This window comes from Streptomyces sp. NPDC048411, assembly GCF_040704695.1.
Classification (GTDB): Bacteria; Actinomycetota; Actinomycetes; order Streptomycetales; family Streptomycetaceae; genus Streptomyces.
In genome coordinates this window covers 1-25,871 of sequence record NZ_JBEZKL010000077.1, presented here as the reverse complement: position 1 = coordinate 25,871, position 25,871 = coordinate 1, and the positions used below count along the sequence as shown (strand labels likewise).

At 68.3% G+C, this 25,871-nt stretch carries 21 protein-coding genes and 3 pseudogenes; 11 read left to right on the top strand and 13 right to left on the bottom strand.

The genetic code is table 11. The features are described from left to right. Window positions 1-212: 212 nt before the first annotated feature. The 8 genes from AB0915_RS24700 (at window position 213) to AB0915_RS24665 (ending at window position 11,273) form a co-directional block, all read left to right on the top strand. Window positions 213-3,107: a DEAD/DEAH box helicase gene (locus AB0915_RS24700; RefSeq protein ID WP_366693148.1), complete on the top strand. Its 2,895-nt coding sequence runs from the start codon at window positions 213-215 to the stop codon at window positions 3,105-3,107. Next, entirely contained in the window at window positions 3,104-4,486 is a 1,383-nt protein-coding gene (locus AB0915_RS24695; RefSeq protein ID WP_366693147.1) for an SWF or SNF family helicase, read from the top strand. Before AB0915_RS24700 ends, AB0915_RS24695 begins: the two co-directional genes overlap by 4 nt. 319 nt (window positions 4,487-4,805) lie before the next feature. After that, on the top strand, window positions 4,806-4,958 hold the full coding sequence (locus tag AB0915_RS24690) for a hypothetical protein (RefSeq protein WP_366693146.1): 153 nt from the start codon (window positions 4,806-4,808) through the stop codon (window positions 4,956-4,958). Window positions 4,959-5,157: 199 nt separating this feature from the next. Then, the gene (locus tag AB0915_RS24685; RefSeq protein WP_366693145.1) at window positions 5,158-6,645 is read left to right on the top strand and encodes an APC family permease; all 1,488 of its coding nucleotides are present in this window, start codon (window positions 5,158-5,160) and stop codon (window positions 6,643-6,645) included. Beyond that, window positions 6,642-7,658, top strand: coding sequence for an acetamidase/formamidase family protein (locus tag AB0915_RS24680; RefSeq protein WP_366693144.1), 1,017 nt, complete (start codon window positions 6,642-6,644; stop codon window positions 7,656-7,658). Before AB0915_RS24685 ends, AB0915_RS24680 begins: the two co-directional genes overlap by 4 nt. Window positions 7,659-7,703: 45 nt before the next feature. Further along, window positions 7,704-8,297: a peptidoglycan recognition family protein gene (locus AB0915_RS24675; RefSeq protein WP_366693143.1), complete on the top strand. Its 594-nt coding sequence runs from the start codon at window positions 7,704-7,706 to the stop codon at window positions 8,295-8,297. Between the two features lie 98 nt (window positions 8,298-8,395). Next, window positions 8,396-9,646 carry a GAF domain-containing protein gene (locus tag AB0915_RS24670; protein WP_366693142.1) on the top strand — a complete coding sequence of 417 codons (1,251 nt, stop codon included), beginning with the start codon at window positions 8,396-8,398 and terminating at the stop codon, window positions 9,644-9,646. A 103-nt stretch (window positions 9,647-9,749) separates the two neighbouring features. Beyond that, entirely contained in the window at window positions 9,750-11,273 is a 1,524-nt protein-coding gene (locus AB0915_RS24665) for an aldehyde dehydrogenase family protein (protein WP_366693141.1), read from the top strand. 37 nt (window positions 11,274-11,310) lie between these two features. On the opposite strand, the gene AB0915_RS24660 is transcribed toward AB0915_RS24665, so the two are convergent. The 7 genes from AB0915_RS24660 to AB0915_RS24630 all read right to left on the bottom strand — a co-directional run bounded on the left by AB0915_RS24660 (window position 11,311) and on the right by AB0915_RS24630 (window position 16,851). Beyond that, window positions 11,311-11,778: a hypothetical protein gene (locus tag AB0915_RS24660; RefSeq protein WP_366693140.1), complete on the bottom strand. Its 468-nt coding sequence runs from the start codon at window positions 11,776-11,778 to the stop codon at window positions 11,311-11,313. Window positions 11,779-11,864: 86 nt separating this feature from the next. Beyond that, entirely contained in the window at window positions 11,865-12,317 is a 453-nt protein-coding gene (locus AB0915_RS24655; protein ID WP_366693139.1) for a hypothetical protein, read from the bottom strand. A gap of 125 nt (window positions 12,318-12,442) precedes the next feature. Then, window positions 12,443-13,522, bottom strand: a complete 1,080-nt coding sequence (locus AB0915_RS24650) for a HAMP domain-containing sensor histidine kinase (protein ID WP_366693138.1) — start codon at window positions 13,520-13,522, stop codon at window positions 12,443-12,445. Then, the gene (locus AB0915_RS24645; RefSeq protein WP_366693137.1) at window positions 13,515-14,231 is read right to left on the bottom strand and encodes a response regulator transcription factor; all 717 of its coding nucleotides are present in this window, start codon (window positions 14,229-14,231) and stop codon (window positions 13,515-13,517) included. The genes AB0915_RS24650 and AB0915_RS24645 overlap by 8 nt, the downstream gene beginning before the upstream one ends. 18 nt (window positions 14,232-14,249) lie before the next feature. After that, complete coding sequence (locus AB0915_RS24640) at window positions 14,250-14,987, bottom strand: VanZ family protein (protein ID WP_366693136.1); 738 nt, start codon at window positions 14,985-14,987, stop codon at window positions 14,250-14,252. 10 nt (window positions 14,988-14,997) lie between these two features. Next, on the bottom strand, window positions 14,998-16,254 hold the full coding sequence (locus tag AB0915_RS24635; RefSeq protein ID WP_366693135.1) for a serine hydrolase domain-containing protein: 1,257 nt from the start codon (window positions 16,252-16,254) through the stop codon (window positions 14,998-15,000). A 282-nt stretch (window positions 16,255-16,536) separates the two neighbouring features. Further along, entirely contained in the window at window positions 16,537-16,851 is a 315-nt protein-coding gene (locus AB0915_RS24630; protein ID WP_366693134.1) for a transposase family protein, read from the bottom strand. 164 nt (window positions 16,852-17,015) lie between these two features. On the opposite strand from AB0915_RS24630, the pseudogene AB0915_RS24625 reads away from it, so the two are divergent. Continuing rightward, a pseudogene (locus tag AB0915_RS24625) lies at window positions 17,016-17,198 on the top strand (transposase); the annotation flags it as partial. An 847-nt stretch (window positions 17,199-18,045) separates the two neighbouring features. On the opposite strand, the gene AB0915_RS24620 reads toward AB0915_RS24625, so the two are convergent. The 3 genes and pseudogenes from AB0915_RS24620 to AB0915_RS24610 form a co-directional block, all read right to left on the bottom strand. Beyond that, complete coding sequence (locus AB0915_RS24620) at window positions 18,046-18,714, bottom strand: hypothetical protein (protein ID WP_366693133.1); 669 nt, start codon at window positions 18,712-18,714, stop codon at window positions 18,046-18,048. A gap of 240 nt (window positions 18,715-18,954) precedes the next feature. Further along, window positions 18,955-19,089, bottom strand: a pseudogene (locus AB0915_RS24615) (transposase); the annotation flags it as partial. Between the two features lie 142 nt (window positions 19,090-19,231). Beyond that, window positions 19,232-20,065 (bottom strand): PIG-L family deacetylase, encoded by an 834-nt coding sequence (locus tag AB0915_RS24610; protein WP_366693132.1) that lies wholly within the window; start codon window positions 20,063-20,065, stop codon window positions 19,232-19,234. Window positions 20,066-21,083: 1,018 nt separating this feature from the next. On the opposite strand from AB0915_RS24610, the pseudogene AB0915_RS24605 reads away from it, so the two are divergent. Continuing rightward, window positions 21,084-21,635: pseudogene (locus AB0915_RS24605) on the top strand (hypothetical protein). A 199-nt stretch (window positions 21,636-21,834) separates the two neighbouring features. On the opposite strand, the gene AB0915_RS24600 reads toward AB0915_RS24605, so the two are convergent. Continuing rightward, entirely contained in the window at window positions 21,835-23,616 is a 1,782-nt protein-coding gene (locus AB0915_RS24600; protein WP_366693131.1) for a reverse transcriptase domain-containing protein, read from the bottom strand. A 459-nt stretch (window positions 23,617-24,075) separates the two neighbouring features. After that, on the bottom strand, window positions 24,076-24,594 hold the full coding sequence (locus AB0915_RS24595) for a transposase (protein WP_366693130.1): 519 nt from the start codon (window positions 24,592-24,594) through the stop codon (window positions 24,076-24,078). 110 nt (window positions 24,595-24,704) lie between these two features. Between AB0915_RS24595 and AB0915_RS24590 the strand changes: the two genes are divergently transcribed. Further along, window positions 24,705-25,163, top strand: coding sequence for a MarR family winged helix-turn-helix transcriptional regulator (locus AB0915_RS24590; protein ID WP_366693129.1), 459 nt, complete (start codon window positions 24,705-24,707; stop codon window positions 25,161-25,163). 298 nt (window positions 25,164-25,461) lie between these two features. Here AB0915_RS24590 and AB0915_RS24585 read toward each other — a convergent pair whose 3' ends face one another. Continuing rightward, window positions 25,462-25,626, bottom strand: coding sequence for a hypothetical protein (locus tag AB0915_RS24585; RefSeq protein WP_366693128.1), 165 nt, complete (start codon window positions 25,624-25,626; stop codon window positions 25,462-25,464). Window positions 25,627-25,871 lie beyond the last annotated feature (245 nt).

Sequence of the window (25,871 nt, the reverse complement as noted above, 5' to 3'; positions counted from 1 at the left end):
GGCGGAGGCCACACGCCAACCATGGCGCCACCACCCGTGATTCCGGGGGGCAGCCCCCTCCCCACAGGGGGGTGCTGGCTACACCCGACAGCCCACAGACGCCCATGGAAGTGATGTGGATCATGGCAATCGCGCTTCCGGTCACCGCCGCCGTGGAGTACCCTCGGCGACCTTGGCACCCACTAGTCAAATTTGAGGAATCCGACATCGCCGTGCACAGGCTTCCCGCGCCGTCTCCCGCCGAGATCTCCGCGCTCTCCCGCTGCTCCGTCGTCTTCCTGCCCTCGGACCCCGCCCGCACCGGCCGGGTCGCCTTCTGCCATCCGGACGGCAGCAGCCCGCCCGACGCCCCGGGGACGGTCGGGGAACTGACCGTCGTCGGGGCCGATGCCCGCCCGTACCGCGTTCCGGCCCTGCTGCTGCCCGTGCGCGACGCCCTGCCCGTTCTGACCCGCGCGCGGGCCGTCGCGCACTCCCATCCCGCGGCGGCGTTCTGGGGCGCTGCCGCACTCCTCGCCCTCCAACTCGCCGCCCGCGGACTGCTGCTGCCGGGGTTGAGCGCCACGGACCACGACGCCTGGCGGACCGGTCCCCTGGCTGCCGCCGATCTCGACCGGATCCGTAACCTCGCGGCTTCCATGCCCCCCACCGCCCATGCGGTGCCGCTCGACAAGGACGCCGAGCTCGTGCTGCTGCCGGAGCCGGAGCGGCTGCTACGCGCATTCCTGGACGCGGTCGCCGACGGCTTGCCGCGCACGCCCGCAGCGGTGTTCGCCACGGGCAGCCCGGCGTTCGCCGTCGACACGCCGCAGCTGCTGCCGGACCGTCGTGGCTGGGCCGCGGATGTCGCGGCCGGGCACGACGCGGGAGTACGGCTCTCGCTGCGTATCGAGCTGGCCGGTCCTCCCGGGGTGCACGAGGACACCGAGCCGGGTGTCGGACCGTCCTTCCGCGCGGTCCTGCAGATCCACAGCGTCAGCGATCCGACACTGGTCGCCGATGCCGCCGACGTCTGGGCGGGCAACCCACCGGCCGCGGCGGCGTTCGGTCCTCGGGCCCGGATGGACGCCCTCCTCGCGCTGCGCCGCGCCGCCCACGCCTGGCCGCCGCTGACCCCGCTGCTGTCGGCCGCCGTACCGGATTCCGTCGATCCGGCCGATGAGGAGATCACCGAACTGCTCGGCCCTGCCGCACGGGCGCTCGCCGCGACCGGGGTCCAGGTGCACTGGCCCAAGGAACTCGCCCGTACCCTCACCGCACGTGCGGTGATCGGCCCGCCGGACGACGAGAACGGTGGCGACGGCGACGGCGAATCCCGCAACGGGCGGTCCGCGTCGGACACCCCGTCGTTCCTGTCCACCGACGCGCTGCTGGCGTTCAACTGGTGGTTCGCGCTCGGCGACCAGAAGCTGAGCCGAGCCGAACTGGACCGCCTGGCCGAGGCCAGCAGGCCGATCGTCCGACTGCGCGACCAGTGGGTGCTCATCGACCCCGAGGAGGCGCGCCGCGCCCGCGAGGCGCAGGACCACAAGGTCACACCGATCGACGCGCTCGGCGCCGTACTGACCGGTTCCACCGAGGTCGACGGCCGCAGGGTCGACGTACGGGCGACCGGCTGGCTCGCCCGGCTGCGGTCCAGGCTCGCCGAACCCGAGTCGGGCGAGCAGCAGACGATCGGTCAGCCGGCCGCGCTCGCCGCGACGCTGCGGGACTACCAGCTGCGCGGTCTGAACTGGCTGCACACCATGACCTCGCTCGGCCTCGGCGGCTGTCTGGCCGACGACATGGGTCTGGGTAAGACCATCACGCTCATCGCGCTGCATCTGCACCGGCAGAGCGTCGACGAGGCGGCCGGACCGACCCTGGTGATCTGCCCGGCCTCGCTGATGGGCAACTGGCAACGGGAGATCGAGAAGTTCGCCCCCAGCACGCCGGTGCGCCGCTTCCACGGCGCGTCCCGCAGCCTGGAGGGCCTGGTGGACGGTGAGTTCGTCCTCACCACGTACGGCACGATGCGGCTCGACGCGGCGAGGCTCGCCGAGGCCGGGTGGTCGATGGTGGTCGCCGACGAGGCACAGCACGTCAAGAACCCGTACTCGGCGACCGCGAAGCAGCTGCGGACGATCAATGCGCGAGCCCGGGTGGCACTCACCGGCACCCCGGTGGAGAACAACCTCTCCGAACTGTGGGCGATCCTCGACTGGACGACGCCCGGGCTGCTGGGCCGGCTCGGCACGTTCCGCACCCGGTACGCGCGGGCCGTGGAGGACGGCAGCGACCCGGCGGCGGCCGAACGACTCGCCGCGCTGGTCCGGCCATTCCTGCTGCGGCGGCGCAAGTCCGATCCGGGCATCGCTCCGGAACTGCCGCCGAAGACGGAGACGGACCGTGCGGTGTCACTGACGGCGGAACAGACCGGTCTGTACGAGGCGGTGGTTCGGGAGACCCTGGCCGAGATCGCCGGCGCGGACGGGTTCGCCCGGCGCGGCCTGGTGGTGAAACTACTGACGGCGCTGAAGCAGATCTGCAACCACCCGGCGCAGTACCTCAAGGAGGAGCGGCCGCGGATCGCGGACCGTTCGGGAAAGCTGGAGCTCCTGGACGAACTGCTCGACACGATCCTCGCGGAGGATGCGAGCGTGCTCGTGTTCACCCAGTACGTACAGATGGCACAGCTGCTGGAACAGCATCTGGCGGCGCGCGGAGTGCGTACTCAGTTCCTGCACGGCGGCACGCCGATCGCCGAACGCGAGGCCATGGTGGACCGGTTCCAGGCCGGCGAGGCCCCCGTCTTCCTGCTGTCGCTGAAAGCGGCGGGTACGGGGCTCAACCTCACCCGGGCCGGCCATGTCGTGCACTTCGACCGCTGGTGGAACCCGGCGGTGGAAGCACAGGCCACCGACCGCGCGTACCGCATCGGGCAGACCCAGCCGGTGCAAGTGCACCGCCTGATCGCCGAGGGAACGATCGAGGACCGGATCGCCGACATGCTGGCCCGCAAACAGGGTCTCGCGGATGCGGTGCTCGGTTCCGGCGAGTCGGCGCTGACAGAACTGACCGATGCGGAACTGGCGGATCTGGTGGAGTTGCGAGGGGGCGCGCGATGAGTGACGGCTATGAGAACGACGCATACGAGATCGACGGGTACGAATCCGACGACATCGCCGCTGAGGAGCCGGTGCCGGAACAGGAACGTACCTTCGCCGCCCTGCCGCCGGCGCAAGGCCGCGGTTTCGCCGAGTCCTGGTGGGGCCGGGCATGGCTGAAGGCCCTTGAGGACACGGCGCTGGACGGCCAACAGGTCAAGCGGGGGCGCCGGTTCGCCCGTGAGGGGCGGGTCGGCGCGGTCTCCGTACGGCCCGGTCGGATCACCGCGGTCGTCCAGGACCGGGACTCGACCGCGTACCGCAGTGATGTGCTGCTTCAGCAGCTGAGCGAGGAGGAGTGGGACCGGTTCCTGGACATGGCCGCCGACCGGGCCGGGCACATCGCCGCACTGCTCGACCGGGAGATGCCACCGCATCTGGTGGAGGACGCGGCGGCGGCCGGAGTCGATCTGCTGCCGGGCATCGGGGATCTGGATCCTGAGTGCACGTGCGAGGCATGGGACCACTGTCCGCACTCCGCCGCCCTCTGCTACCAGGTCGCACGGCTGCTGGACCAGGACCCGTTCGTACTCCTGCTGATGCGCGGGCGCGGCGAACGGCGGCTGCTCGACGATCTCCAGGTGCGGATCGCGGTCCGTGCCGCGGAACGGGAACCCGCGGAGTCCTCCGCCGCGGAGAACCGTCACGTGCGCGGCGTACGGGCCGACGAGACGTTCGCCGCGCGGGACATCCTGCCGCCACTGCCCGCTCCCCCGCCGCTGCCCGCGGAGCCAGGTCCCGCCCCGTCGCTGCGCACGGAGACCGACCCGGAGCCCGGTCTCGACCCGGCGGCGCTGGAGATCCTGGTGACGGACAGTGCGGTACGCGCCTACCGGATGCTGGCGGACGCCCTTGCGCCGGGCCACGAACAGCAGCCGGTGCAGTACGAGTTGACGCCTGAGCAGGACGCGGTACGGCTGGTCGCCGACGCCCGCCCCGAGCCGGGGATCGTGATGTTGCTGAGCACCGGATCGGGGCGGCAGCGAGCCGAACTCGACGCGGCGGTGCGAGCCTGGGGTTACGGCGGGGCAGCCGCGCTCGCGGTGCTCGAGGAGGAATGGGCGCCCGATTCGGAGTCCCTCGCCAGGGCTCGTGCGCGGCTCGCCGAGGCGTGGGAGGACGGCGAGCGCCCGCAGTTGCGGGCGGCGGGCAACCGCTGGACCGTTGCGGGTGGCGGCGTACAGCTTCGGTACGGACGGGACGGGCGCTGGTGGCCGTACCGCAAGGAACGTGGTCGCTGGAACCCGGCGGGCCCGGCGGACGACGATCCGGCGGCGGTGCTGGCGGCCGTGCTCGGCGACGGTCAGGTCCTGGCGGGCGGGTCAGTGACAGAGGCGTGATCGGACGCCGCCGTGGCGACGGCCCGCGGGTCCTTCGGCCCGGGGATCGGGTGCTTGATCGGGCGTCTGCGCAGGTGGCGGCGGAGGAGGTGCCGGGGATGAGGGCGGTGGTGGGCGAGCGATGCGGCAGCAAGGCCGGGGCGACCTGCTGCGGTGCGGCGGGCGGCGACCTTGGTGAGTGTCCCGGACTGGAGCGGCCCTCTGGTCACAAGCCTCCTGGCGGCTGTCAGTCAAAATCCGTCGGAAAGAATCCAGTGTCCTGAGTCAGTAATTCGTCGGCAGTACGAGGCCAGTGAGTCGAGGATCTGGTCGGCGGTCTTTGTCCATTGACGTGCTCGGGCCGGTGAACGCCGTGGTGGTGCTGGTCGCCTCCGCCCACGACAACGCCGCCGGCACCGCGTTGCTGGACAAGGTCGCCGCCGGGACCGCCATGGTCAGGAAGGCCCTGGTGGACTCATCGAGACATCACTGACGGCTGTCGAGTTGCCGCGCCCCTTCATGGCTGATCCGCCTTCCTCACGCCCCGAACCCCCACCTTCCGCTCCGCTAACGACTTTCGACTTCCCACGGTCTTCCGCCACTCGCGCGGCGCCCGTACGGTAGGGCGCGCGAGACGCTCGGCCGTACATCGGACAACACATTCCGGTCAGCGGACCAGAGGGGGTCACGGGGTGTCGGGGGAATCGGGTTCGGGGCTGTTGCGCGATGCCGTAGGTCTGCGCGACGTTCTTTTCCAGAGCATCACGGCGATGGCGCCCGCCGCTGCCATCGCCGCATCCATACCGTCGGGTGCCGCGTTCGCCGGCGGCAGTCTGCCGCTGTCCGTGCTGGTGGCGCTGGTGGCCTGTCTGTTCACCGCGTCGTGTGTCGCGGAACTGGCCCGCCATCTGCCCGCGGCCGGTTCGGTCGCCACATACTCCGCGCAGGGCCTGCATCCGGCCGTCGGCTTCCTCGCCGGCTGGGGCTATGTCTTCGTCGAGGCGCTGGTGCCGGCACTGCTGTTGCTGCAGCTCGGCTTCACCACGGCGGGCACGCTGCACCAGGAGTGGTCGTCCTACCCGGCGGACCTGTGGTGGCCGTGGTCGCTGCTGGGTGCGGTGATCATCGCACTTGCCGGCTACTTCGGGGTACGGGCGTCTGCCCGATTCGGCACCGTCCTCGGCATCTTCGAGGTGCTGGTCTTCGTCGCATTCGCGGTGCTGCTGATCGGGAAGGCCGGTTCGGACAACACGCTGTCGGTCTTCGGTACGTCGCACACCGCGGACGGCTTCGACGGGATCAGCGGAATCTTCGCCGGCTCGGTCTACACCGTGCTGGCGTTCGCGGGCTTCGAGGCGGCGGCGCCGCTCGCCGAGGAGACGAAGAACCCGCGGCGCACCATGCGACGGGCGGTGCTGGGCGCCGCGCTGTCGATCGGCCTGGTGTACATCCTCACCACGTACGCCATGTCCGTGTACTTCGGGCCCGACCGGTTCGCCGGGTTCGGCTCCTCGGGGGCGGCGTCGTGGGAAGGCGTGGCGCGCGCCTCGTTCGGGCTGTTCTGGGTCCTGCTCTTTCTCGCCGTCGTCAACTCGACCGTGGCCAATGCCAATGCGTGCGCGAACGTGTCGACGCGCACGGCCTTCGCGCTCGGCCGTATCGGCGTGTTCCCGCAGGCGTTCGCGCGGCTCCATCCGCGCCGCCGCTCGCCCGTCACCGGTGTGGCCGTGCAGTTCGTGATCGCGGTCGGTGCGGCGCTCGGGCTCGGCTTCGGCTATGACCCGGTGACTGCGTTCGTCCTCCTGGCGACCGTCATCGTCACCGTGATCATCGGCGTGTACATCGTCGTCAACCTGGCCTGCGCCGGGTACTTCCTGCGCCGGCGCCGCGAAGCGTTCAACCCCGTACTTCACCTTCTCTTCCCGGTGCTGGGCATCGCGGCGTTCATACCGGCGCTGCTGACGGCCGCCGGGATCCCGGCCTTCGACTTCGTCTCGGAGCTCAGCGCCCCCGTCTCGTACGCCGGTCCGGTCGTCGGTGTCTGGATGCTCATCGGCGTCGTTGTGCTGGTGGTACTGGTGCGCAGACATCCGGAGCGGGTGGCCCAGACCGGACGGATCCATCTGGACGAGGTACCGGAGGCCGTCGTCGATATCGGAACAGGAGCAGAACAGCGATGAGCGACCCGCGGATCCTGACTGTGCGCCCCAAGGAGGGCGAGTACGCCTGGACCTTCGGCGGTGCGGCGCCGGTGGCCCGGATCGAGCCCGGCACCTTCCTCGATGTGTACACGGAGGACTGCTTCGCGGGCCGGGTGCGCTCCGAGAAGGACCTGGTCTCCGCCGTCTGCGAGTTCCCGTTCCTCAACCCTCAGACCGGTCCTTTCCATGTGGTGGGGGCGGAGCCGGGCGACACGGTCGCGGTGCACTTCGTGTCGATCGAACCGGCCAGGGACTGGGCGGCGTCCACGACCGTGCCGCTGTTCGGGGCCCTGACCTCCACCCATATGACGGCGTCGTTGCAGGCCCCGCTGCCGGAGGTGGTGTGGATGTGGCAGCTGGACCGGGCGCGCCGCACCTGCCTGTTCAGCGCCCGGGACAGCGACATCCAGGTCGAACTGCCGATGGATCCGATGCACGGCACGGTCGGGGTGGCTCCGGCCAATCTGGAGGTGCGGTCCGCGCTGGTTCCCGACGCGCACGGCGGGAACATGGACACGCCCGAGATGCAGGCCGGGGTCACCTGCTATCTGGGCGTCAATGTCGACGGCGCGCTGCTGAGTCTGGGCGACGGACACGCCCGCCAGGGCGAGGGCGAGACCTGTGGGGTCGCGGTGGAGTGCGCGATGAACACCGTGGTCCTGGTCGAGCTGCTGAAGGGAGTGGCGACGCCGTGGCCGCGGATCGAGTCGGACACCCATCTCATCTCGACCGGATCCGCCCGCCCTCTCGAAGACGCCTTCCGCATCTCGCAGTTGGACCTGGTGCAGTGGCTGGCACGCGACTACGGGCTTTCCGAGCTCGACGCGTACCAACTGGTCAGCCAGGCCGGTGAAGCACCGCTGGCGAACGTCTGCGACACCAACTACACCTGCGTGGCGAAGATTCGCAAGGACTGGCTGCCCGCGGGTGATCCTCATCGTGGACTGCACCGACACCTCCGTGAGACCGCTATCCCGCTCCGCACCCCCTGACTCTGTACACCGTCTCCCCGTTCCCCTCCCCCCACAGGAGCGTTGATGCACCGCAGAAGGATTCTTCAGGGCGCTGCGGCGACCGCCGCGGCGGCTCTGCTGCCGGCTTCCACCCGTGCCATGGCTTCAGCGGAGGCGGGCAGCACCGACTACCCGGTCGCGCATTGGACGCCCGCTTCCACGTCCAACTACACGGCATCGACGCGCCCTTCGGCCTATCCGGTGCAGTTCGTGATCATCCATGTCACGCAGGAGAACTTCTCGGACACGATCGGCATCTTCCAGAATCCGGCGAAGCGGGTCTCCGCACACTATGTGGTGCGCTCGGCGGACGGGTACGTCGCGCAGTGCGTACGGGAGCAGAACATCGCCTGGCACGCGGGCAATTGGGACTACAACACCCGCAGCGTCGGCATCGAGCACGAGGGCTGGGTCGATCAGCCGGCGTACTTCACCAACGCCCTGTACGAGAAGTCCGCTCTACTGACCGCTTCGGTCTGCGACCGCTACGGCATCCCCAAGGATCGCGCGCACATTCTCGGTCACGCCCAGGTCCCGGGCACCGACCACACCGATCCCGGCCCCAACTGGGACTGGGTGCGCTACATCCGCCTCGTCAACCTCTACAGCACCGGCTGACCCCGCGACGGGTCCGATTACTCTCCGCACCGAGGTTGTCGCCGAGCCCGGCTGCGACGACGATGGGGGTGCACGAGTCCCCGGGACGGGAGAGTGAGTTGACGGACCCCTGGGTGGCGCTGACCGCCGACGCGGACCCCGGCGAACGGCTCGGCGAACTGCGCCACGCACACGAGGTGTTCACCACCGCGGGACGGCTGGAACGGCCAGTACGCTCCGTGGTCGGCGAGTCGTGGCGGCGCTCCGCGCGGGCCCGGGTCAGCCCGGACGGTGCGGCCCTGGTCGAGCTGGGCCCGGACGAAGTCGGGCCCTACCGGGAGGGCCATCCCCTCGCCCGCGCCATGCCGGTGATCCGTGAACTCATGGGTGCGTACGCGACGGATGGCGAACATCTCCTCGCGGTGTGCGACGCGCACGGCCGACTGCTCTGGGTCGAAGGGCACGAGACGACCCGCCGACGCGCCGGCCGGATGAACTTCGTGGAGGGTGCCCGCTGGTCCGAGTCCGTGGCCGGGACGAACGCGCCGGGGACGGCGATCGCCGTGAACCGTCCGGTCCAGGTGTTCGCCGCCGAGCACTTCCTGCGCCCGGTCCAGCAGTGGACCTGCGCCGCGGCGCCACTGCACGACCCGCACACGGGACGGGTGCTGGGCGCCGTCGACATCACCGGCGGCAACCGGCTCGCCCATCCGCACAGCCTGGCGTTCGTCCAGGCGGTGGCGCGCGCCGCCGAGTCCCAGCTCGCCCTGCTCGCACCCGAACCAGCCGCGGAGTCCGTACAGCTGAGCGCGCTCGGCCGGGACGAGGCGCTGCTCGTCGCCGGCGGCCGCAAGATCCGGCTCAGCAGGCGGCACAGCGAGATCCTGGTGGCACTCGCCCGTCACCCGGAGGGCCTCGGAGGCGACGAACTACTCGTCGAGCTGTACGAGGACGAGTCGGTGACCCCGGTGACACTGCGGGCCGAACTCTCCCGGCTGCGAAAGCTGCTCGGCCCCGAACTGCTGCTTTCCCGCCCCTACCGGTTCGCCGCTCCGGTCGACGCCGACTTCGACGGCGTGGCGCGCAGACTGGCGTCCGGTGCGTTGGCGGCGGCGCTCAGCGCGTACGCGGGGCCGCTGCTGCCGGGCTCGCAGGCACCGTCCGTCGTCCGGCTGCGGCGCCGTCTCGACGATCAGCTGCGGGCCTCGCTGATCGCGCGCGGCGACCCGGGGCTGCTGGCGGACTGGGCGTACAGCCCCTGGGGCGAGGACGACCTGCCGGTGTGGCAGGCGCTCGCCGCGGCGGCACCTCCCGGACAGCGGCCGGCGCTGCTGGCAAGGGCCCGCACGCTCGACGCCGAACAGCGCTGACATCTCTGCTGTCCGGCGCAACGAGGTTGCAACGTTCCCGTCCCTAGCCTCGCGCCGAGGGCCGTCCAACGGCGGGCGGCACCGGATCCGGGAGGCCACAGAGATGACCCGTTACGCTGCGCCGGGCACCGAGGACGCCATCGTCTCGTACGAGTCCCGCTACGACCACTGGATCGGCGGTGCGTACGTCCCGCCTGCCCGCGGCCAGTATTTCGAGAACCCTAGCCCGGTCAACGGGCGCCCGTTCACCGAGGTCGCCCGCGGCACCGCCGAGGACGTCGAACGCGCCCTGGACGCGGCCCACGCCGCCGCCCCCGCCTGGGGCGCCACCGCGGCCGGCGAGCGCGCCTCGGTCCTCAACCGGATCGCGGACCGGATGGAGGCGCACCTCGAGGAGCTGGCGGTCGCCGAGAGCTGGGACAACGGCAAGCCGGTACGGGAGACCCTGGCCGCCGACATCCCGCTCGCGATCGACCACTTCCGATACTTCGCGGGCGCGTTGCGCGCACAGGAGGGCTCGCTCAGCGAGATCGACGACGACACCGTCGCGTATCACTTCCACGAGCCGCTCGGCGTGGTCGCCCAGATCATCCCGTGGAACTTCCCGATCCTGATGGCGACGTGGAAACTCGCCCCGGCGCTCGCCGCGGGCAACGCGGTGGTCCTCAAGCCCGCGGAACAGACCCCGGCGTCGATTCATGTGTGGCTGAGCCTGGTCGCCGATCTGCTGCCGCCGGGTGTCGTCAACATCGTCAACGGCTTCGGCGCGGAGGCGGGCAAGCCTCTCGCATCCAGCCCGCGCGTCGCAAAGATCGCCTTCACCGGCGAGACCACGACGGGGCGGCTGATCATGCAGTACGCGTCCGAGAACATCAAGCCGGTGACACTGGAACTGGGCGGCAAGTCCCCGAACATCTTCTTCGACGACGTCTGGTCGGCCGACGACGACTTCCGCGACAAGGCCCTCGAAGGGTTCACCATGTTCGCCCTCAACCAGGGCGAGGTCTGCACCTGCCCGTCGCGGGCGCTGATCCAGCGCGGGCACTACAGCGAGTTCCTGGAGGCGGGCATCGCCCGCACCGAGCAGATCGTGCCCGGCCACCCGCTGGACACAGACACGATGATCGGCGCCCAGGCCTCCAACGACCAGCTGCAGAAGATCCTTTCGTACCTGGACATCGGCCAGCAGGAGGGCGCGAAGGTCCTGTCGGGCGGACAACGGATCGAGTACGACGGAGAACTGGCGGGCGGCTACTACGTCCAGCCGACGATCTTCGAGGGCGACAACCGGATGCGGGTCTTCCAGGAGGAGATCTTCGGCCCGGTCGTCGCCGTGACGTCCTTCTCGGACTTCGACGACGCCATCAAGACGGCGAACGACACGCTGTACGGTCTCGGGGCGGGCGTCTGGACCCGGGACATCAACACCGCGTACCGGGCGGGCCGGTCGATCCAGGCAGGCCGGGTCTGGACGAACTGCTACCACGCGTACCCGGCTCACGCCGCCTTCGGCGGCTACAAGCAGTCCGGCATCGGCAGGGAGAACCACAAGATGATGCTTGAGCACTATCAGCAGACGAAGAACCTCCTGGTGTCGTACTCGCCGAAGAAGCTCGGCTTCTTCTAGGCACAGAAAAAGGGCGCCTGACCAGGCAAGATGCCCGTCAGGCGCCCTCCGCAGCGCACGGCCAAGCGGTAAGTCGAGATGCGCCCTTACTCCCAATATCTCCCACTGGTATCCCAGCTCTGACCAGCAGTTCCGGGGCATTTCCGGGCCAAGGTCCCGCTAAGTCGCCCTCCGCGTCGCCCATCGGCGCCTCCCACCGCTTCATGGACTCCTCGATCAGCCGGTTCGCATGGTTCCGCGCTTCGGCCAGGAACTTGGCGTAGTAGCGGAAGAGGACCTGGATGCCTTGTCCGGCGCGGCGCGCGCACTCGGCGGGGTCGACTCCGGAGGCCAACCGGAACGAGATGCCGGCGTGGCGCAGGTCGTAGGGGCGCTTCGCCAGCTCAAGGGCGTGCTCGTCAAGGGCAAGAGCAGCCTCACGCGCTCGCCCCCAGGTAATGCCGTACGCCGAGGCATCGATGTGGTTCCCCGCTGCGTTACGGAAGAGACGTCCGTCGGGTGCCACTCCAAAGGTTCCTATGTGCTCGCGCAACATGCGGACGAACACTGGTGGGATAGGAACCGGTCGCGTGGCCTTGGCTGCTCGCCGTTTCAGGGAGTGGATCTCATGACAGCGCCGTCATCCGTCCACTCCTTACCTGCAGTCACCACACCACCCTTCAGGTTCAGAAGTCCCCAGCCGCTCGTTGGCAGGCGGCACTGAGATTTCTGCAGGTGGATGACCTCCGCCAGACGCATGGCGGCGTAGTACATGCAGCCGAAGAAGGCGTACAGGTGAGGGCCACGGCCCGGCAGGGCCTTGACGGCGGCAAGAAGTCGGGCGACCTGAGCCGGGTTCGGTACGCAGTCGGGATCGACTTCGTCAGCGACTTCCGGTCCCGTCCAGCGAAGGCCGTTCAGCGGGTTCTGTGCGAAGTATCCGCGTTCGACGGCTACTCCGAACACCTCGTTGACCGCCGCCCTCTTTCGATTCACGGTCTTGGCGGCAGCAGCCGCCCCGTCGCAAGAATGCGACATGATTGACGACCAGTCCGGCCGCAGCATTGGCGGGCACGAGGCCGCCGGCAGTGCTTCGGCTCCGGGCGTTCGCTCCGGGAGGTCGACGCTGGCGCTCGGCCTGATGGCCAAGAACGGCGCCAGCCCGAACGGGCCCGCTCGGGGAACGCTGCCTACGGCGTGCCGGGAAGCCGGACCGTGACAAGGAGGCCGCCAGCGGGGCTGGGGACGAGGTCGAGGGTCCCGTCGTGGGCGCGGACGATGCTGTGCACGATGGCCAGGCCGAGGCCGACGCCGGCGTGTTCGTCGGTGCGTACGCGTTCTGTTCCGCGCTGGAAGGGTTCGATGAGGGTCGGTACCAGTTCCGGTGGGAGCCGGCGCCCCGTGTTCTCGACTCGCAGCACGCTCGTGTCGCCGTGCGCCTCGGTGTGGACCGTTACGGTGCCGTCGGCGGGGAGGTTGTGGACGATGGCGTTCTGGACGAGGTTCGTCACCGTCCGCAACAGGAGCTCCGCGGAGCCGCTGGTCTGAGCCGGTCCGCCGGTGACGTCCAGCGTGATCCGGCGCTGTTCGGCGAGGGGAAGCAGCGTTTCGGCGGCTTCTTCGGCGATGAGGGAGAGATCGAGGCTCTCGCGGGTGAAGTTTCCGCGGTCGCCGCGGCTGAGCAGCAGGAGGGCCTCGGTGAGGTCGGTCGCCCGCTGGTTGACTGCGTGCAGGCGTTCGATGAGTTCGTCCCGATCCCGCGTGGGATCCTTGCGGGCGACGTCGAGGAGCGTCCGCGAGATCGCCAGCGGGGTGCGCAGTTCGTGGGAGGCGTTCGCGGCGAATCGCTGCTGCTCGGCGACGTGGGACTCGAGTTGTTCGAGCATCGAGTCGAACGCGTCAGAGAGTTCACGGAATTCGTCCTGGCGGCCCTTCATGCGGATCCGGTGGGACAGCGATCCGTTCTCGGTTATCCGGGCCGCATCCGTGATCTGTGTGAGTGGTGCGAGCATCCGGCCGGCGAGGATCCATCCCCCGACGAGCCCGAACACGAGCAGGAAGACCATCGCCGCGGCTGCGGCGGGGACGAAGACTTGCAGGAGGACGTAGCGGTTGGGTGCGACCCTGAGAAGACCCACATCGCTGTCCGGTACGTAGCGCAGCAGGAACACCCACACCACGGCCAGCAGGAGAACGCCGGCGAGCAGAACGAATCCGGCGTAGCTGAGGGTGAGTTTCAGTCGGGCGCTGAGCCCTGGGCGTCTATGCATACGTACTGCCGGGGGCGGCGATGTCCCGGTCCGGGGCGGCGGTGTTCATACCGGTGTCGATCCGGTAGCCGACGCCGGGCACCGTGGCGATGATCCATGGTTCGCCGAGCCGTTTACGCAGCGCGGAGACGGTGATGCGCACGGCGTTGGTAAAGGGGTTGGCGTTCTCGTCCCAGGCCCGTTCCAGCAGCTCTTCGGCCCTGACGACCCCGCCCTCGGCGGCGACGAGGACTTCCAGCACCGCGAACTGCTTGCGGGTGAGCGCGACGTAGCGTTCGTCGCGGAAGACCTCCCGGCGGAACGGGTCGAGCCGCAGGCCCGCGATCTCGCGCACCGGAGGCCGGGCGTACCCGCGTCTGCGGTCAAGCGCCCTCAGCCGCAGGACGAGCTCCCTCAGCTCGAACGGTTTGGTGAGGTAGTCGTCGGCGCCGAGCTCGAAACCGGACGCCTTGTCGTCGATCCGGTCGGCAGCGGTGAGCATGAGGATCGGGATGCCGCTGCCGGAGGCGACGATGCGCCGGGCGACCTCGTCGCCGGAGGGTCCGGGGATGTCACGGTCGAGGACCGCGAGGTCGTACGAGTTGACGCTGAGCAATTCCAGGGCGGCGTTGCCGTCGCCGGCGATGTCGGCGGCAATCGCCTCCAGCCGCAGACCGCCACGGACCGCCTCGGCCAGGTAGGGCTCGTCCTCCACGATCAGTACGCGCATGCGTGAAGCCTATTGTCATCACAAAATAGGCGCCGACGGGTGCACACCGGGCACGCGACTCACCCTGCCGGCGCCCGGCCCGGGGCGAGGCTGGTCCGACGGCACCTCCGCCGTAGTGCGCCACCAGCGGCGCGACGCCAGCCCGAACAGCACGGCGCCGGCGGCGTTGACCAGTACGTCATCCACGGACGACACCCTGTCCAGCCGCAGGACGTACTGTGCGGTCTCGACCAGGACCGAGCAGCTCACCCCGAGCACCAGGATCCGCGGCACGGACGCCGGCGCCGCGAACCGCACCGGAGCGAAGAACCCCAGCGCCGCGAAGATCAGCAGGTTGCCGCCGATCCCGACCGGCCCCATCGTGACCAGGTCCCGCAGCGGGATCAGACTCACCCGGCCGGGGACGACGCCGGCCCCCGGGCCCGGTTGCAGGGTCAGCCACACCATCGGCACCGTTCCGTAGACCATGCCCACCTCGGCCAGCGACATCCGCCACGCCGACGTGACACCGCCCGCGCGCCGCAGGCTCGCCAGAGCCCACACCACCAGAGCGGCCAACGGCAGCCCGACCAGCATCATGAACAGCACACCGTTGAACGTATCGAAGCAGCCGTGCCACCGCCCGGCCATGCAGGCCGGAGCGGTCATCATGAGCGGCCGCCACACGACGAACAGCACGCCCGCCAGGCCGAGGATCGCCAGGCCGGCGAGCATGATCCGGCGGAGCGGTGCTGACGGGGATGGGCTGTGGTTCATGTTCCCCACCTCAGCCGCCCGCCCCGCCGGAGGGCGCAGCGCCGGTGATGGCCTGCGTCTGCCGCTCGAGGATGTCCGCCAGGCTGTCGGAGTCGCGGTTGATGAGGGTAACGGCGACCCAGCCGGTGTACGGGTAGATGCTCCAGTTGGCGCCGACACCGGGGTTTCCACCGGCACGCTGGTACTCCCACTGGCCGTTGACGATGTCGATCGCGAGCCCGTACGCACCGAACGACGTCGGCCCGTGGGGGATTTTGGCCCCGAAGAGCACGTCGGCCCAGGGCCGGTCCAGCACCGTGCCGTCGGTCAGCGCCTGCGCGAACCGGACCAGATCCGGCGCGGTGGCGAAGCCGCCGTCCCCGGGGGCATCGATGAAGGCGCGGCCCGGGTTCTTGCCGAGTGCGTACGGGTACGGGCTGCCCTGGTCCAGGTTGCGGAGCGCGTCCACCACGCTGCCGTCGGCCAGTTCCATGTACGGGTGCGCGATGTGCGGGTCGGTGAGCCACTGCGGCCTGGTGTAGAACGCCGAGCTGGTCATGCCGCAGCGCTTGAAAATGTTCTCCTGGACGTAGTCCCAGTACGTCGTGCCGGCCACGGCCTCCACGATCAGTGCGGAAATGGTGACCTCCGCCTCCGCGTGGGCGGTGTCGGGAGTGCTCGGGACGCCCACCAGTTTCGCCTGCCGGGCCCGCTGCTCGTAGTACTCGTGTACCTCGTCCCGGCTCTGGAAGACGCGTTGCACGTCCTCATCCGCGGAATCCAGCCTGGAGGTGCCGGACAGCAGGTGGTGGACGGTCACCTGCTCTGCAATGTCCTTGGCGAAGCCGGTCAGGTGGGCGCCCACCGTGTCCGACAGCCGCAGCTTGCCCTGCTGCGCCAGCTGCAAGATGGCCACAGCGTGGAACGGCTTGCCCGCCGAACTGAGGCTGAACGCGATGCCCTCGCGGTTGGGGATCCCCTTCTCCTTGTCGGCCATGCCGTAGCTGCGAGACAGGACCATGCGGCCCCGGTGCGACAGCAGCACCACGCCGGAGAACTTGCCCTCGGCGGCCAGTTGCGCCACGTATCGATCGTAGGCTCCGCCGGGCAGGGTGTCCCGCGGGATCCGGTCGTCCCCGGACGAGTCGGTTGGGGCCGAGTCGGCGTGGCCGATCCCGGCGCCCACCAGTGGCACGCCGGCCGCCACCACGCCGGCGGCAGCCAGCCCGCCCCATCTGAACAGCCGCCGCCGATCGATGCCCTGTACCGAATCCGAGTCTATGATCACGGTCCTTTCCCGGTCGAACAAATCTGGCGCTGACAGTGATGCGCTGTGGTTCATGCCTCCACTGAAGACGCAAGGCTGTTGCGTTGGCGTATGCGATTTTCGATACGCCCGCGATACACGGAATCCCTTGCCGCGATCCGGGTATGACGAGGTAGCGGCATGACCAGTCGCGTTGCTTGAGTCTTCGCCACCTTCGAACGTGCTGGTCGGAGGGGCTGGCGTGACGCTCGGTAGGGCTGCTCGTGCTGGTCGTGGTCGGCTGTCTTGGGTCTTGATCATCCGTCAGCGGTTGACCTCGAAATCGGTGAGGACGAACAGAGCGCACAGGAGGTGGGTGGCGCGGGCGGGATCGGTGCGGAGCTTGTCGAGGATCCGCCAGTTCTTCAGATGCGCGAACCTGTGTTCGACAGGGGCGCGTCCGGCGGCCAGACCACGGTTGGCCTGCTTCTGCCCTGAGGTGAGCTTGCACCAGCGGGTGGCCTTGAAGCCGGTGACGATGACCAGGTCACCACGCCATGCGCGTATGCCTTTCCAGGAGAGGACTTCTCCAGGAACAAGCTGCTCTGGATCTCCACGGCCCGGTCGGGCCGGACTCACGACGCCACCGCCGCACGCCCCACTGCACTGTCCGTGACCTCGCGCAAGTCGAGCGGCAGCTCAACCAACGCCCCCGCCGTGTCCTCGGGGGCCGCACGCCGGCCGAGGCGATGAAACACTGCTCGAGAGCACTCGCCTACTGCTGATTCACAACGACCAGTGGAAACCGCCCCGTCTACCCGGTCGTCTTCATCGACGCCATCCACGTGAAGGTCCGCGACGGTGCGGTCGCCAACCGGCCCATATATGTCGCCCTGGCCGTCACCACCGAGGGCCGGCGGGACATCCTCGGACTGTGGGCCGGCGACGGCGGCGAGGGCGCCAAGCACTGGATGCACATCCTCACCCCGGCAAGCCGCCGCTATGCCGGCGACCAGGTCAAGCACGCCACGGCGTTCCTTAGATGGCTCGCCGAGCACGGCCTCACCCTGCCCACCTGCCGTCAGGCCGACATCGATGCCTGGCACGTCGAGCACACCGAGCACGGCCGCAACACCATTCGGTCCTTCCTGCTGTGGTGCATGGCCAGCAAGCTCACCAGGCGCTTCCGTCTTCCCGCCGCGGTGATCCGCCAAGCGACACCGCTTCCGCAACACGAACGCATCGGCCTGCTCGGACGCCTCCTGACCGATCACGACCTGCCGCTCCGGCCCCGGGTCGCGGCCGCCATCGTCCTGCTCTACGCACAACCGCTCAGCCGCGTCGTCCGCCTCACTGTCGACGACGTGGTCCACGACGGCGACCAGGTCCTCCTACGACTCGGCGAACCACCTTCCCGGGTCCCCGGACCGGTCGCCGATCTCCTGCTCAGCTGGATCCCGAACCGGGACAACATGAGCACCGCGACAAACCGCGACTCACGCTGGCTGTTCCCCGGGCGCCGGGCCGGACAGCCGATGCACCCCGACACTCTCTCGGCTCTGGTCAACGATCTCGGCATCCCCACCATCGCCAGCCGGGTCTCCGCGATCCGCCAGCACGTCCTGGAGATGCCTGCACCCGTCGTCGCCGACGCCCTCGGCTACCACCAGGTCACCACCGCCAAGCTGGCCGCCCAAGCTGGAGGCACCTGGAGCCGATACGCCGCCGGCGACCCCACACGGTCACCCGCAGGCTGGACTCCACAAGGAACTGACGACAGCTGAAGTGAGAGCCCACCAGTGAAAATGAGCTGGTGGGCAAACAGATCGACTCTCAGTGGGCCTGCGGATAGCCGATTTCGGAGATGTCTTGGGCCAGGTCCGCCAGGGTGACCTCTACGTTCAACGACGACACAAGTTCCTGGTCCAGCGGCCGCAAGGCATACACATCACTCACCGCTTCCAGATCCACAGAGACCTTGTAATAGTCCTCGGCGAAGCGCTGGAACGCTTCGGGTGAGCGGTCGACCAGTAGCTGGAACAGGCCCGTGGCCCCATCAGGGTCGGCACGGTTCGAAGGGAAGTCGATCGTGCCGTGATGCCACTGATCATCCGTTGCCTCCCGCCACAAGCAGGCCGTCACGACGGGCACGCCGTCCTCGTCGGTGAATGCCGGCTCCTGGACAAAGGGCTTGAAGACATCGGGAACATCGTCGATCACTCCCGGCCAGGGCTCGCAATCATGACCATATGGGCTCATCGGCGATTCGTGGCCGAAGCCGCGGACATAGCCCCCGGCCACCGAGAACACGATGGAGTACTCGTCTCCCGACCCGTTGCGCATCGAGGCCATCTCCTCGCCTTCAGCCCAAGCAGCGTTGAAGGAGTAGTACCGGCTTTCCCACTCTGGGCTCAGGATCGCGTCGAGCATCGCAAGCGAGCGGCACAGGTCCCGAAGGTCGGCGATGGCGGGAAGCTGGCGAGCTACTTCATAGACAGTCACGGGATCATCCAACCGGATGCCTCTGACATCAGCCGTGCCCCTGCCAGACGTCACGATCAGTAGCAATTCCAGAGCCGGACGGGCCAACACGCGACAGTTGAATATGCGAGCTCACCAGTATCAACCCCCTCACCGTGTTCGCCGTCGCTGCCGCGCTCCTGGTCCCGGCTGTTCAGGCCGGGGCGACGGCCGCGTGGGGCCCTCACCCCGGCCTCCCCGGGGCCGGCTCGCTCCGCCCGCCCTGACCCAGTTCCGCAGCGTCTCCGGGTTCACCCCCAGATCGGCGGCGACAGATCTGATCGTCGCGTTCGGCCGCGACTCGTACAAGGCGACCGCGTCCGCCTGGAAATCTGGCGGGTAGTGCTTCATGACCACGGGACATCCGATCTCCTGGACGCAAGATCCAAGTGTCTCGGGTGTCCAAGATCCGGGGTCAGGGCCCGTGCTGGCTGCCACCCGACCGGCGAACCGTCCAGTCCACGCCAGCGCCAACGCGGTAATGACGACACACAGCGGATCAGCGCAGTCCGGCGAAGAGATCGTTCTCGGGTATGGCCGCGCCGGTGGCGTCCTGGACACGTACGAAGGTCTCCACGCCCATCAACGCGCCGAACCTCTCCTTGCCCATCTTGAGGAAGAAGATGTTCTCGCCCTGACTGGCGTGCGCGGCCAACGCGTCGAACTTCTGGCTGCTGAACGCGGTGGTGTCCACCCACGTGGTGATCTCGTCGTCGGGGAGGCCGATCTCGGCCATCGCGGCGGCCTCGGCAGGATCCGGCTCCGGCATGTCCTCATGAAACTCGCGCATGATCTCGCCGAACCGCTGCATCATCGAGCGGGGCATCGTGGTCCAGTACACCTTCGGTGTCAGCGCGGTCATCTCCAGAGCCGCCATCGTGATGCGGTGGGCCTGGATGTGGTCGGGGTGGCCGTAGAAGCCGTTCTCGTCGTAGGTGACGACCACATCAGGTCGGTAGTGCCGCATGAGTTCCGCAAGTCGGGCAGCGCCTTCCTCCACGGGGGTCTGCCAGAAGGATCCGGGGGCGTCGTTGCTCGGCCAGCCCGTCATCCCGGAGTCGGCATAGTCCAGCATCTCCAGATCGCTGACCTTCAGGACGTCACAACTCGCCTCAAGCTCTTGACGGCGCATCAAGGCGACGGCCGCCGGATCGTGTCCGGGATCGCCCGGCTTGGCACCCCCCGGTCCGTCACCGCAACCGCCGTCGGTACACGTCACGAGAACGGTGCGGATGCCTTCCGCCGCGTACCGTGCGAGGACCCCTCCGGTTCCGGTGGCCTCGTCGTCGGGGTGGGCGTGTACTGCCATGAGCGTCAAGGGCCGGTCAATCATGAAACAGTCCTCCTGCAGAAATACGTCTTGGTCCGAGTGCGCGGCGGGCGTACCGCGATCCTGGGGCCCGGATCCTGGCGAGACGGATAACCTTGCAGTCTCCGTGTTTCCCCGCCCGTACGGCGCCGGTCCCTCGGTCGATGCAACCGTGCCGACCGGACCGGCTGTTCCCGGCGCAGCCAATTGGCCTTCCAGGCGTCGGAGTTTCAACGCGAACGCGGTACAGGCGCGAGCTGCACGTCTCAGCGCCACGTCGGCCTCTGCGGACCGACATCCTGCGCTGCGAGGTCGGCAACGACTCCCCGGCAGCTGTCTCCGCGGGCAGGGACTCGCTCGGCCCTGATGCGGACCCGCCCAGCGCTGATCGGCCCTCCGTCCATCCACCGCACGAGAGACTGCGTGATCAACGTATGAAAGCACCGGCACGGTAAAGACGGCCCTTGACACCACCTTTATACGACCAGGCAGGAGAGGCGTTATGGGCACCATTTCACCGGCTACAACGGCGCAAGCATCGAGCAGGCCGTCCGGCTCACCAGCTCGCCGTGGACCGAGCGCGACATTGTCACCGTCCAGGACGTCACCGGCGACGGGATCACCGACCTGATCTACCGCACGGACGTCTCCAGCCGACTCCTACTGCGCACCGGTAAACTGGCCGCATCGGGCGGCGGGGTCGACCTCAATTTCCTCGCGGCGGCCGCAAACTCTGCGACCGGGCTGGTCGACCAGTACGGGGCCTCCGGATGGGGCAGCAGCAACATCCGCTTCCTGTTCGGCACACCCAACGCCAACGGCGACAACATCCCGGACTACGTCGGCTCCCGGACGGCCCTGAGCAGGTCCGGCACGGAGACCGTGAGCAACAGCGGAGGAGGCTGGGTCAACAAGAAGGCCATTGGCTGAGTAGCTGTTGTCTTTCCGGACTTGAGGGCTGCGTTTCCGCTGGCCGGGCGTAGGGGCGGAAGTCCCGTGGGAGTAGTGGCCTGTCGTGCTGTCGCTTCCCGGGAGGTCGTGGATGCCGTTGGTGGTTGGGCTGCTGGAACAGCGGGAGTTGGGTGCTCGTCGTCGGGTGGACGGGCTGCGAGAGGAGGTCGACCGTATCCAGGCCGAGTTGGCCGTGGCCGAGCGGGAATGGAAGGAGTGGGCCATCGCCCGATCTCGGGTCGGTGAGGTGCTGGCCCCACCGGGCGGGACCGGGCAGGACCATGCCCAGGCCTAGCGGACCGTGCCAGCCGCCGAGGAGCGGACCGTGAAGACGCCGCAGGTGCCGCAGGCGGCAAAGGCGAAGTCGCAGGTGCCGGTGTGGCGTGAGGGTCTGGCCTGGTCGGTGCTGCCTGTGGACCACCAGCGCATCCTGCAGGCGCTCGCGGACCGGGCCCGGCTCGGCCAGGGGCCGGTGACCTGCCAGGAGATGGCCGCCTTGTTCGGCTTGGACGTGGTGCCGGCACGGGTGGAGGCGCTGCGGTCGAAGGCGAAACGGCTGGTGGCCCGGGGCTGGCTGGCCGAGCCGGCGCCAGGCCGGTTCACGCCTGCTGCGGGTGTGGCCGGGCCAGGCGGCGGGTCATGAGCAGGGTCATCGACCAGTAGACCATCGCTTCGGCACTGGTGCTGCGGCGTTCGAAGTCGCGTGCCAGGCGGCGGGTGCGCATCATCCAGGCGGTTGGGTCGGCCGCGCGGTGAGGTGCCCGCTGTGAGCGAGTCCTGTTCCGCGCGGCCTCCCGCCGAACCGGACATGACGGTTTCCCAGTCATCCGGCTCTCCAGTGACTACTGCGTGAGTGTTCTGGCTGGCTGTTCCGAATGGATGCGGTCGTGGCAGACGTCGCAGGCCACGACCGTTTTGCGGCGTCGTTGGAGCATGACGCGCGCCCAGTCGGAAGGCTGCCATCCGGCATGTGCGAGGTCCGCGAGAGCCCGAACGTGGTGCACTTGCACGTTGCCCTTGCTTCCGCAGATTTCGCAGGTGTCCGCCAGGAGTCTCGCGATGAGTTCCTTTTGCGGATAGTCCACCCGGACCGGCTCGCGGTCGGCGAGTTCCGCCGCTCGCTGCCGTTGGAGGGGAATTCCACCGAACCGTGCCACCAGTGGTTTCCTGCTCTTCCGCTCGATACGGGCCTCGAAGCAGACTCGGGGCCCGTTGGGTGTGTCGATTCTGGCCTTGTGCTTGGCGGCCATCCTCGATACGGACGAACGGTGCTTGGCCGCGAGGGTCTTGAGCATGGAGGTTTCCATGACCCATTGCAGCCGGTGCAGCCGGAAGACATCTCCGGCGAGCAGGTAGTACAGGATGATGCCCCGGTAGACGGTCCCGAAGGTCGCCACGATCGCGTGATCGCTGCTGTTGATCAGGGCCGTCTTCTTCGCGGGTTCTCCGTGGTCGAGATAGGGGGCGCATTTGGCTTTGATCACGTCCCGTGGGACACGGAGAGCGATCTGGCCGTTGACCCGACGGTAACGGCCGGTCTTCTTCGTGTCGTTGTGCTGGGTCGTGATCTCGTAGCCGAGAAACCTCGCTGCCCGGGTGCGGGCATGAGTGATCAGCGTCTTTTCCTGGGACAGTTCCAGCCTGAGTTCGTCACGCAGGAACTGGGCCAAGCGCTGTTTGATCTGCTCGGCCTCGGCTTTCGGTCCGGTGAATCCAAGGAGATGATCGTCCGCATAGCGTATGTAGCGCAGCCTGCGATATTCCGGATCGTTCGGATCCGCACTCGGCAGGCTGACCATCCGCTGACGCAGTGCACGGGCCTGGACCCGGTCGCCGCGCCGGCGGGCCTTCGCCAGCAGATTCTGCAACTCCAAGTAGGCCGGGTTCCTGGCCCGGCGTTTTCCTCGGGTGTACTCCGGAACAAGAACTGTCTCGACGAACTCGTCCAGCTTGTGCAGGTAGATGTTGGACAGGACCGGGGAGGCCACTCCGCCTTGCGGGGCTCCGGAGAGCGTGGCACCCCACTTCCAGTCCTTCAGGTATCCGGCCTTGAGCATGTTGCGCACCAGCCGCAGAAACCGCTGGTCATGGATCTTCTCGCCGAGGACCGACAGCAGGACCTGGTGGTCCAGGCTGCCGAAGCAGTCGGCGATGTCACCTTCGATGAACCAGGACGTCCCGGTCCAGGTGTGGTCCACCTCCCGCAAAGCGGTATGGCAGCCACGGCGGGGACGAAATCCATGGGAGCGGTCGGAGAATGTCGGCTCGTAATACGCCTCCAACAGCAGGCGGATCACTTCACCGACGAGCTTGTCCGACCAGGTCGGCAGCCCCAGCGGACGCATTTTCCCGTTCTTCTTCGGGATATGGACGCGTCGGACCGGACGGAAGCGGTAGCGCTCGTGGCGCATTGTCTCGATGATCCGGCCGATCTTCCGCTGTGACATGCCGTCCACGGTTTCCGGCGTGACCCCGGGCGTCATCGCGCCATGGTTGGCGTAGATCCGCCCGTAGGCCAGCAGATACAACTGCGGATTGAACAGTTGCCGATACAGTTCCTCGCACGGCAGGCCACGCCTGCCGCGTTCACGCAGGACACCCAGCACCGTTTTGGCGCTCTGCATTTCGCATACCTCCCGACTCTGTGGTGTCCGAATCACCTGGCCCCCTTCGCCCGATGTGGACGGCTTTCCCGTCCTCCCTGGCCGGTCGTTACTCCGGCGACTACTACGGGGCCTCCGTCGCCATAGGACTCGCGTCCCGTAGGCGATCCCACGTTCGTCTCTGTCTGTACGTTCTAGCGCGACTTAGGCGTCCCACTCATCTCCTTGAATGTCCTCGCTGGACATCGCTCCGAGCTCCGGAAGTGCCCCGGGCAACCTTCGAATCCAGGACAGAGCGCGGCGCCGGTTTCAGCCGTCTTTCCGGCGGATGGGAACTTGCATCTTCTGGAGATTGGGCTTCAAACAATCCAGTCTTCGCCATATCGCGCGGGCCGCCCAGCACACCGTCTCTGACAACTGAGCCCGGTCACTGGTTTTCTGACATGCTGTTGTCCCCTTCACCTTTCGGATCCAGGTAAGTCATCCGGCCCAGGAACCTCCTTCCGATTTCCTCCCGGCTGAGCCGGGGATACAAACAGAGCGCCTCGTGGCGCACAAGGGGCGCTCGACGATCCACCGCTTGGGCAGGACGACGAAGCCCTTCTGGTCGTCGCTGCGCTTGACGATGGCAAGGACGAGGGCGAGCGAGGCCAGGCAGTACTCGATGAGGCTGCCGGTGTAGCCGCCGTCGGCCCAGACCAGGGCCATCCGGTGATGTGCGCCTGCCATCCGCTCAAGCAGCACGTGGGCGGCGGTGCGGTCGCCGGTGTCGGCGCTCGTGACCATCACGCCCAGCAGCAGGCCCAGGGTGTCGACCACGACGTGCCGCTTGCGGCCGTTGATCTGTTTGCCGCCGTCGAAGCCGCGGCTGTCGGCGCCGACGACGGCGTCCGCCTTGACCGACTGCGAGTCGATCACGCCCGCGCTCGGCTCGGCGTCCCGGCCCGCCCGGGTGCGGACCTGCGCGCGCAGCCGGTCGTGGAAGTGAGTGAGCAGCAAGTAGGCGGACTCTCGGACGAGTCGACCGGTACGCCCTTGACCTCAAGTCCAGTTGAGTTTCTACGGTCGATCTCGTCGGACCGACTCAAACAAAGGCGGGGATCCCAGCCATGGAGTACTCACACAGCGACACCGACCTGCTCAAGCAGCCCGTCGGCTACTGGAGTTGGGCGGCCTACAAGGCCGTCATCGCCCGCACCCGGGCCGCCCTTGCCGGGATTGGCACCACCCAACCGCAGTGGTGGACCCTCGCACAGGTGGCAAGCGCCGACACCGTCAAGACCCGTGACAAAGTGTCCCGCCTCCTTCGGAACTACCTCGACGTCGGCCCGGAAACCATGGAGTCAGAGATCGATACGGTCATCGCCCGGGGCTGGATCACCGAGGATGCCGAGGGGCGCCTGGGCATCACGGCTGAGGGCAGGGCGTTCTACGACAAGGCCGCGGCCCTTCAGGACGAGCTCTGGGCGGAACGGCACGCGGGTGTCTCCGACGAGGAGTACCTGACCACCCTCAAGGTGTTGCAGCGGTTCATCCACAACACGGGCGGGCGAGCTTGGCACCACTAGTGTTACGGCCGGTGGTTTCACGGTGGTGAGTGCCTGCGGATCGGGCACGGTAGTGGCTGGTTCGGGCCCGGTCCTGGTGGCAGGTGCGCCAGCGGTGCCAGTGCATGGCCAGCCAGGTTCGGGCAGTGCGGACGGGGGCGAGGACGATCCGGTCGTACAAGCGGCGGATCTCGTTCACGGCCGGTGGTCGGGTGTCGGCGGCTGACGGGGTATTAGCCGGCTCTGGACGGTGACCAGAAAGGCCATGGCGAGCATGCACACAGTGGTGTGCCGGTACCACGAGCACCACTTGCGTACCTCATGCTCGTCCAGCCCCCACCTGTCCCTTGGCCACCTGGAACGACTCCTCCACCATCCACCGCTGCCCGGCGGCCGTCACCAGCGCGGCCAGGGTGACACCGGGGCCTGTGTGGCACAGGAAGTAGGCGACTTCGCGGACGAGTTCGCCGGTCTTCTTGTCCATCTTGTTGGGGACGGTGGAACGGCGGATCAGCAGCCCGTCCGCCCCACGCCCGGCGTCAGTGTCTGTCCCACGAATGGAGCAACGAGCAACGCGCCATCACGTCACGTGAACAACCGGCTGTAGTACTAGGGCGTGTTTCGAAAGTAGCGCCGTCCGCCCGTAGGGCGGGCCTGGCGGCGTCTGGTGCGTGCGATCGCAAGGCGGAGGGTCGCCCCGATACTGGGCGTATCGGGGCGAGCCCGACA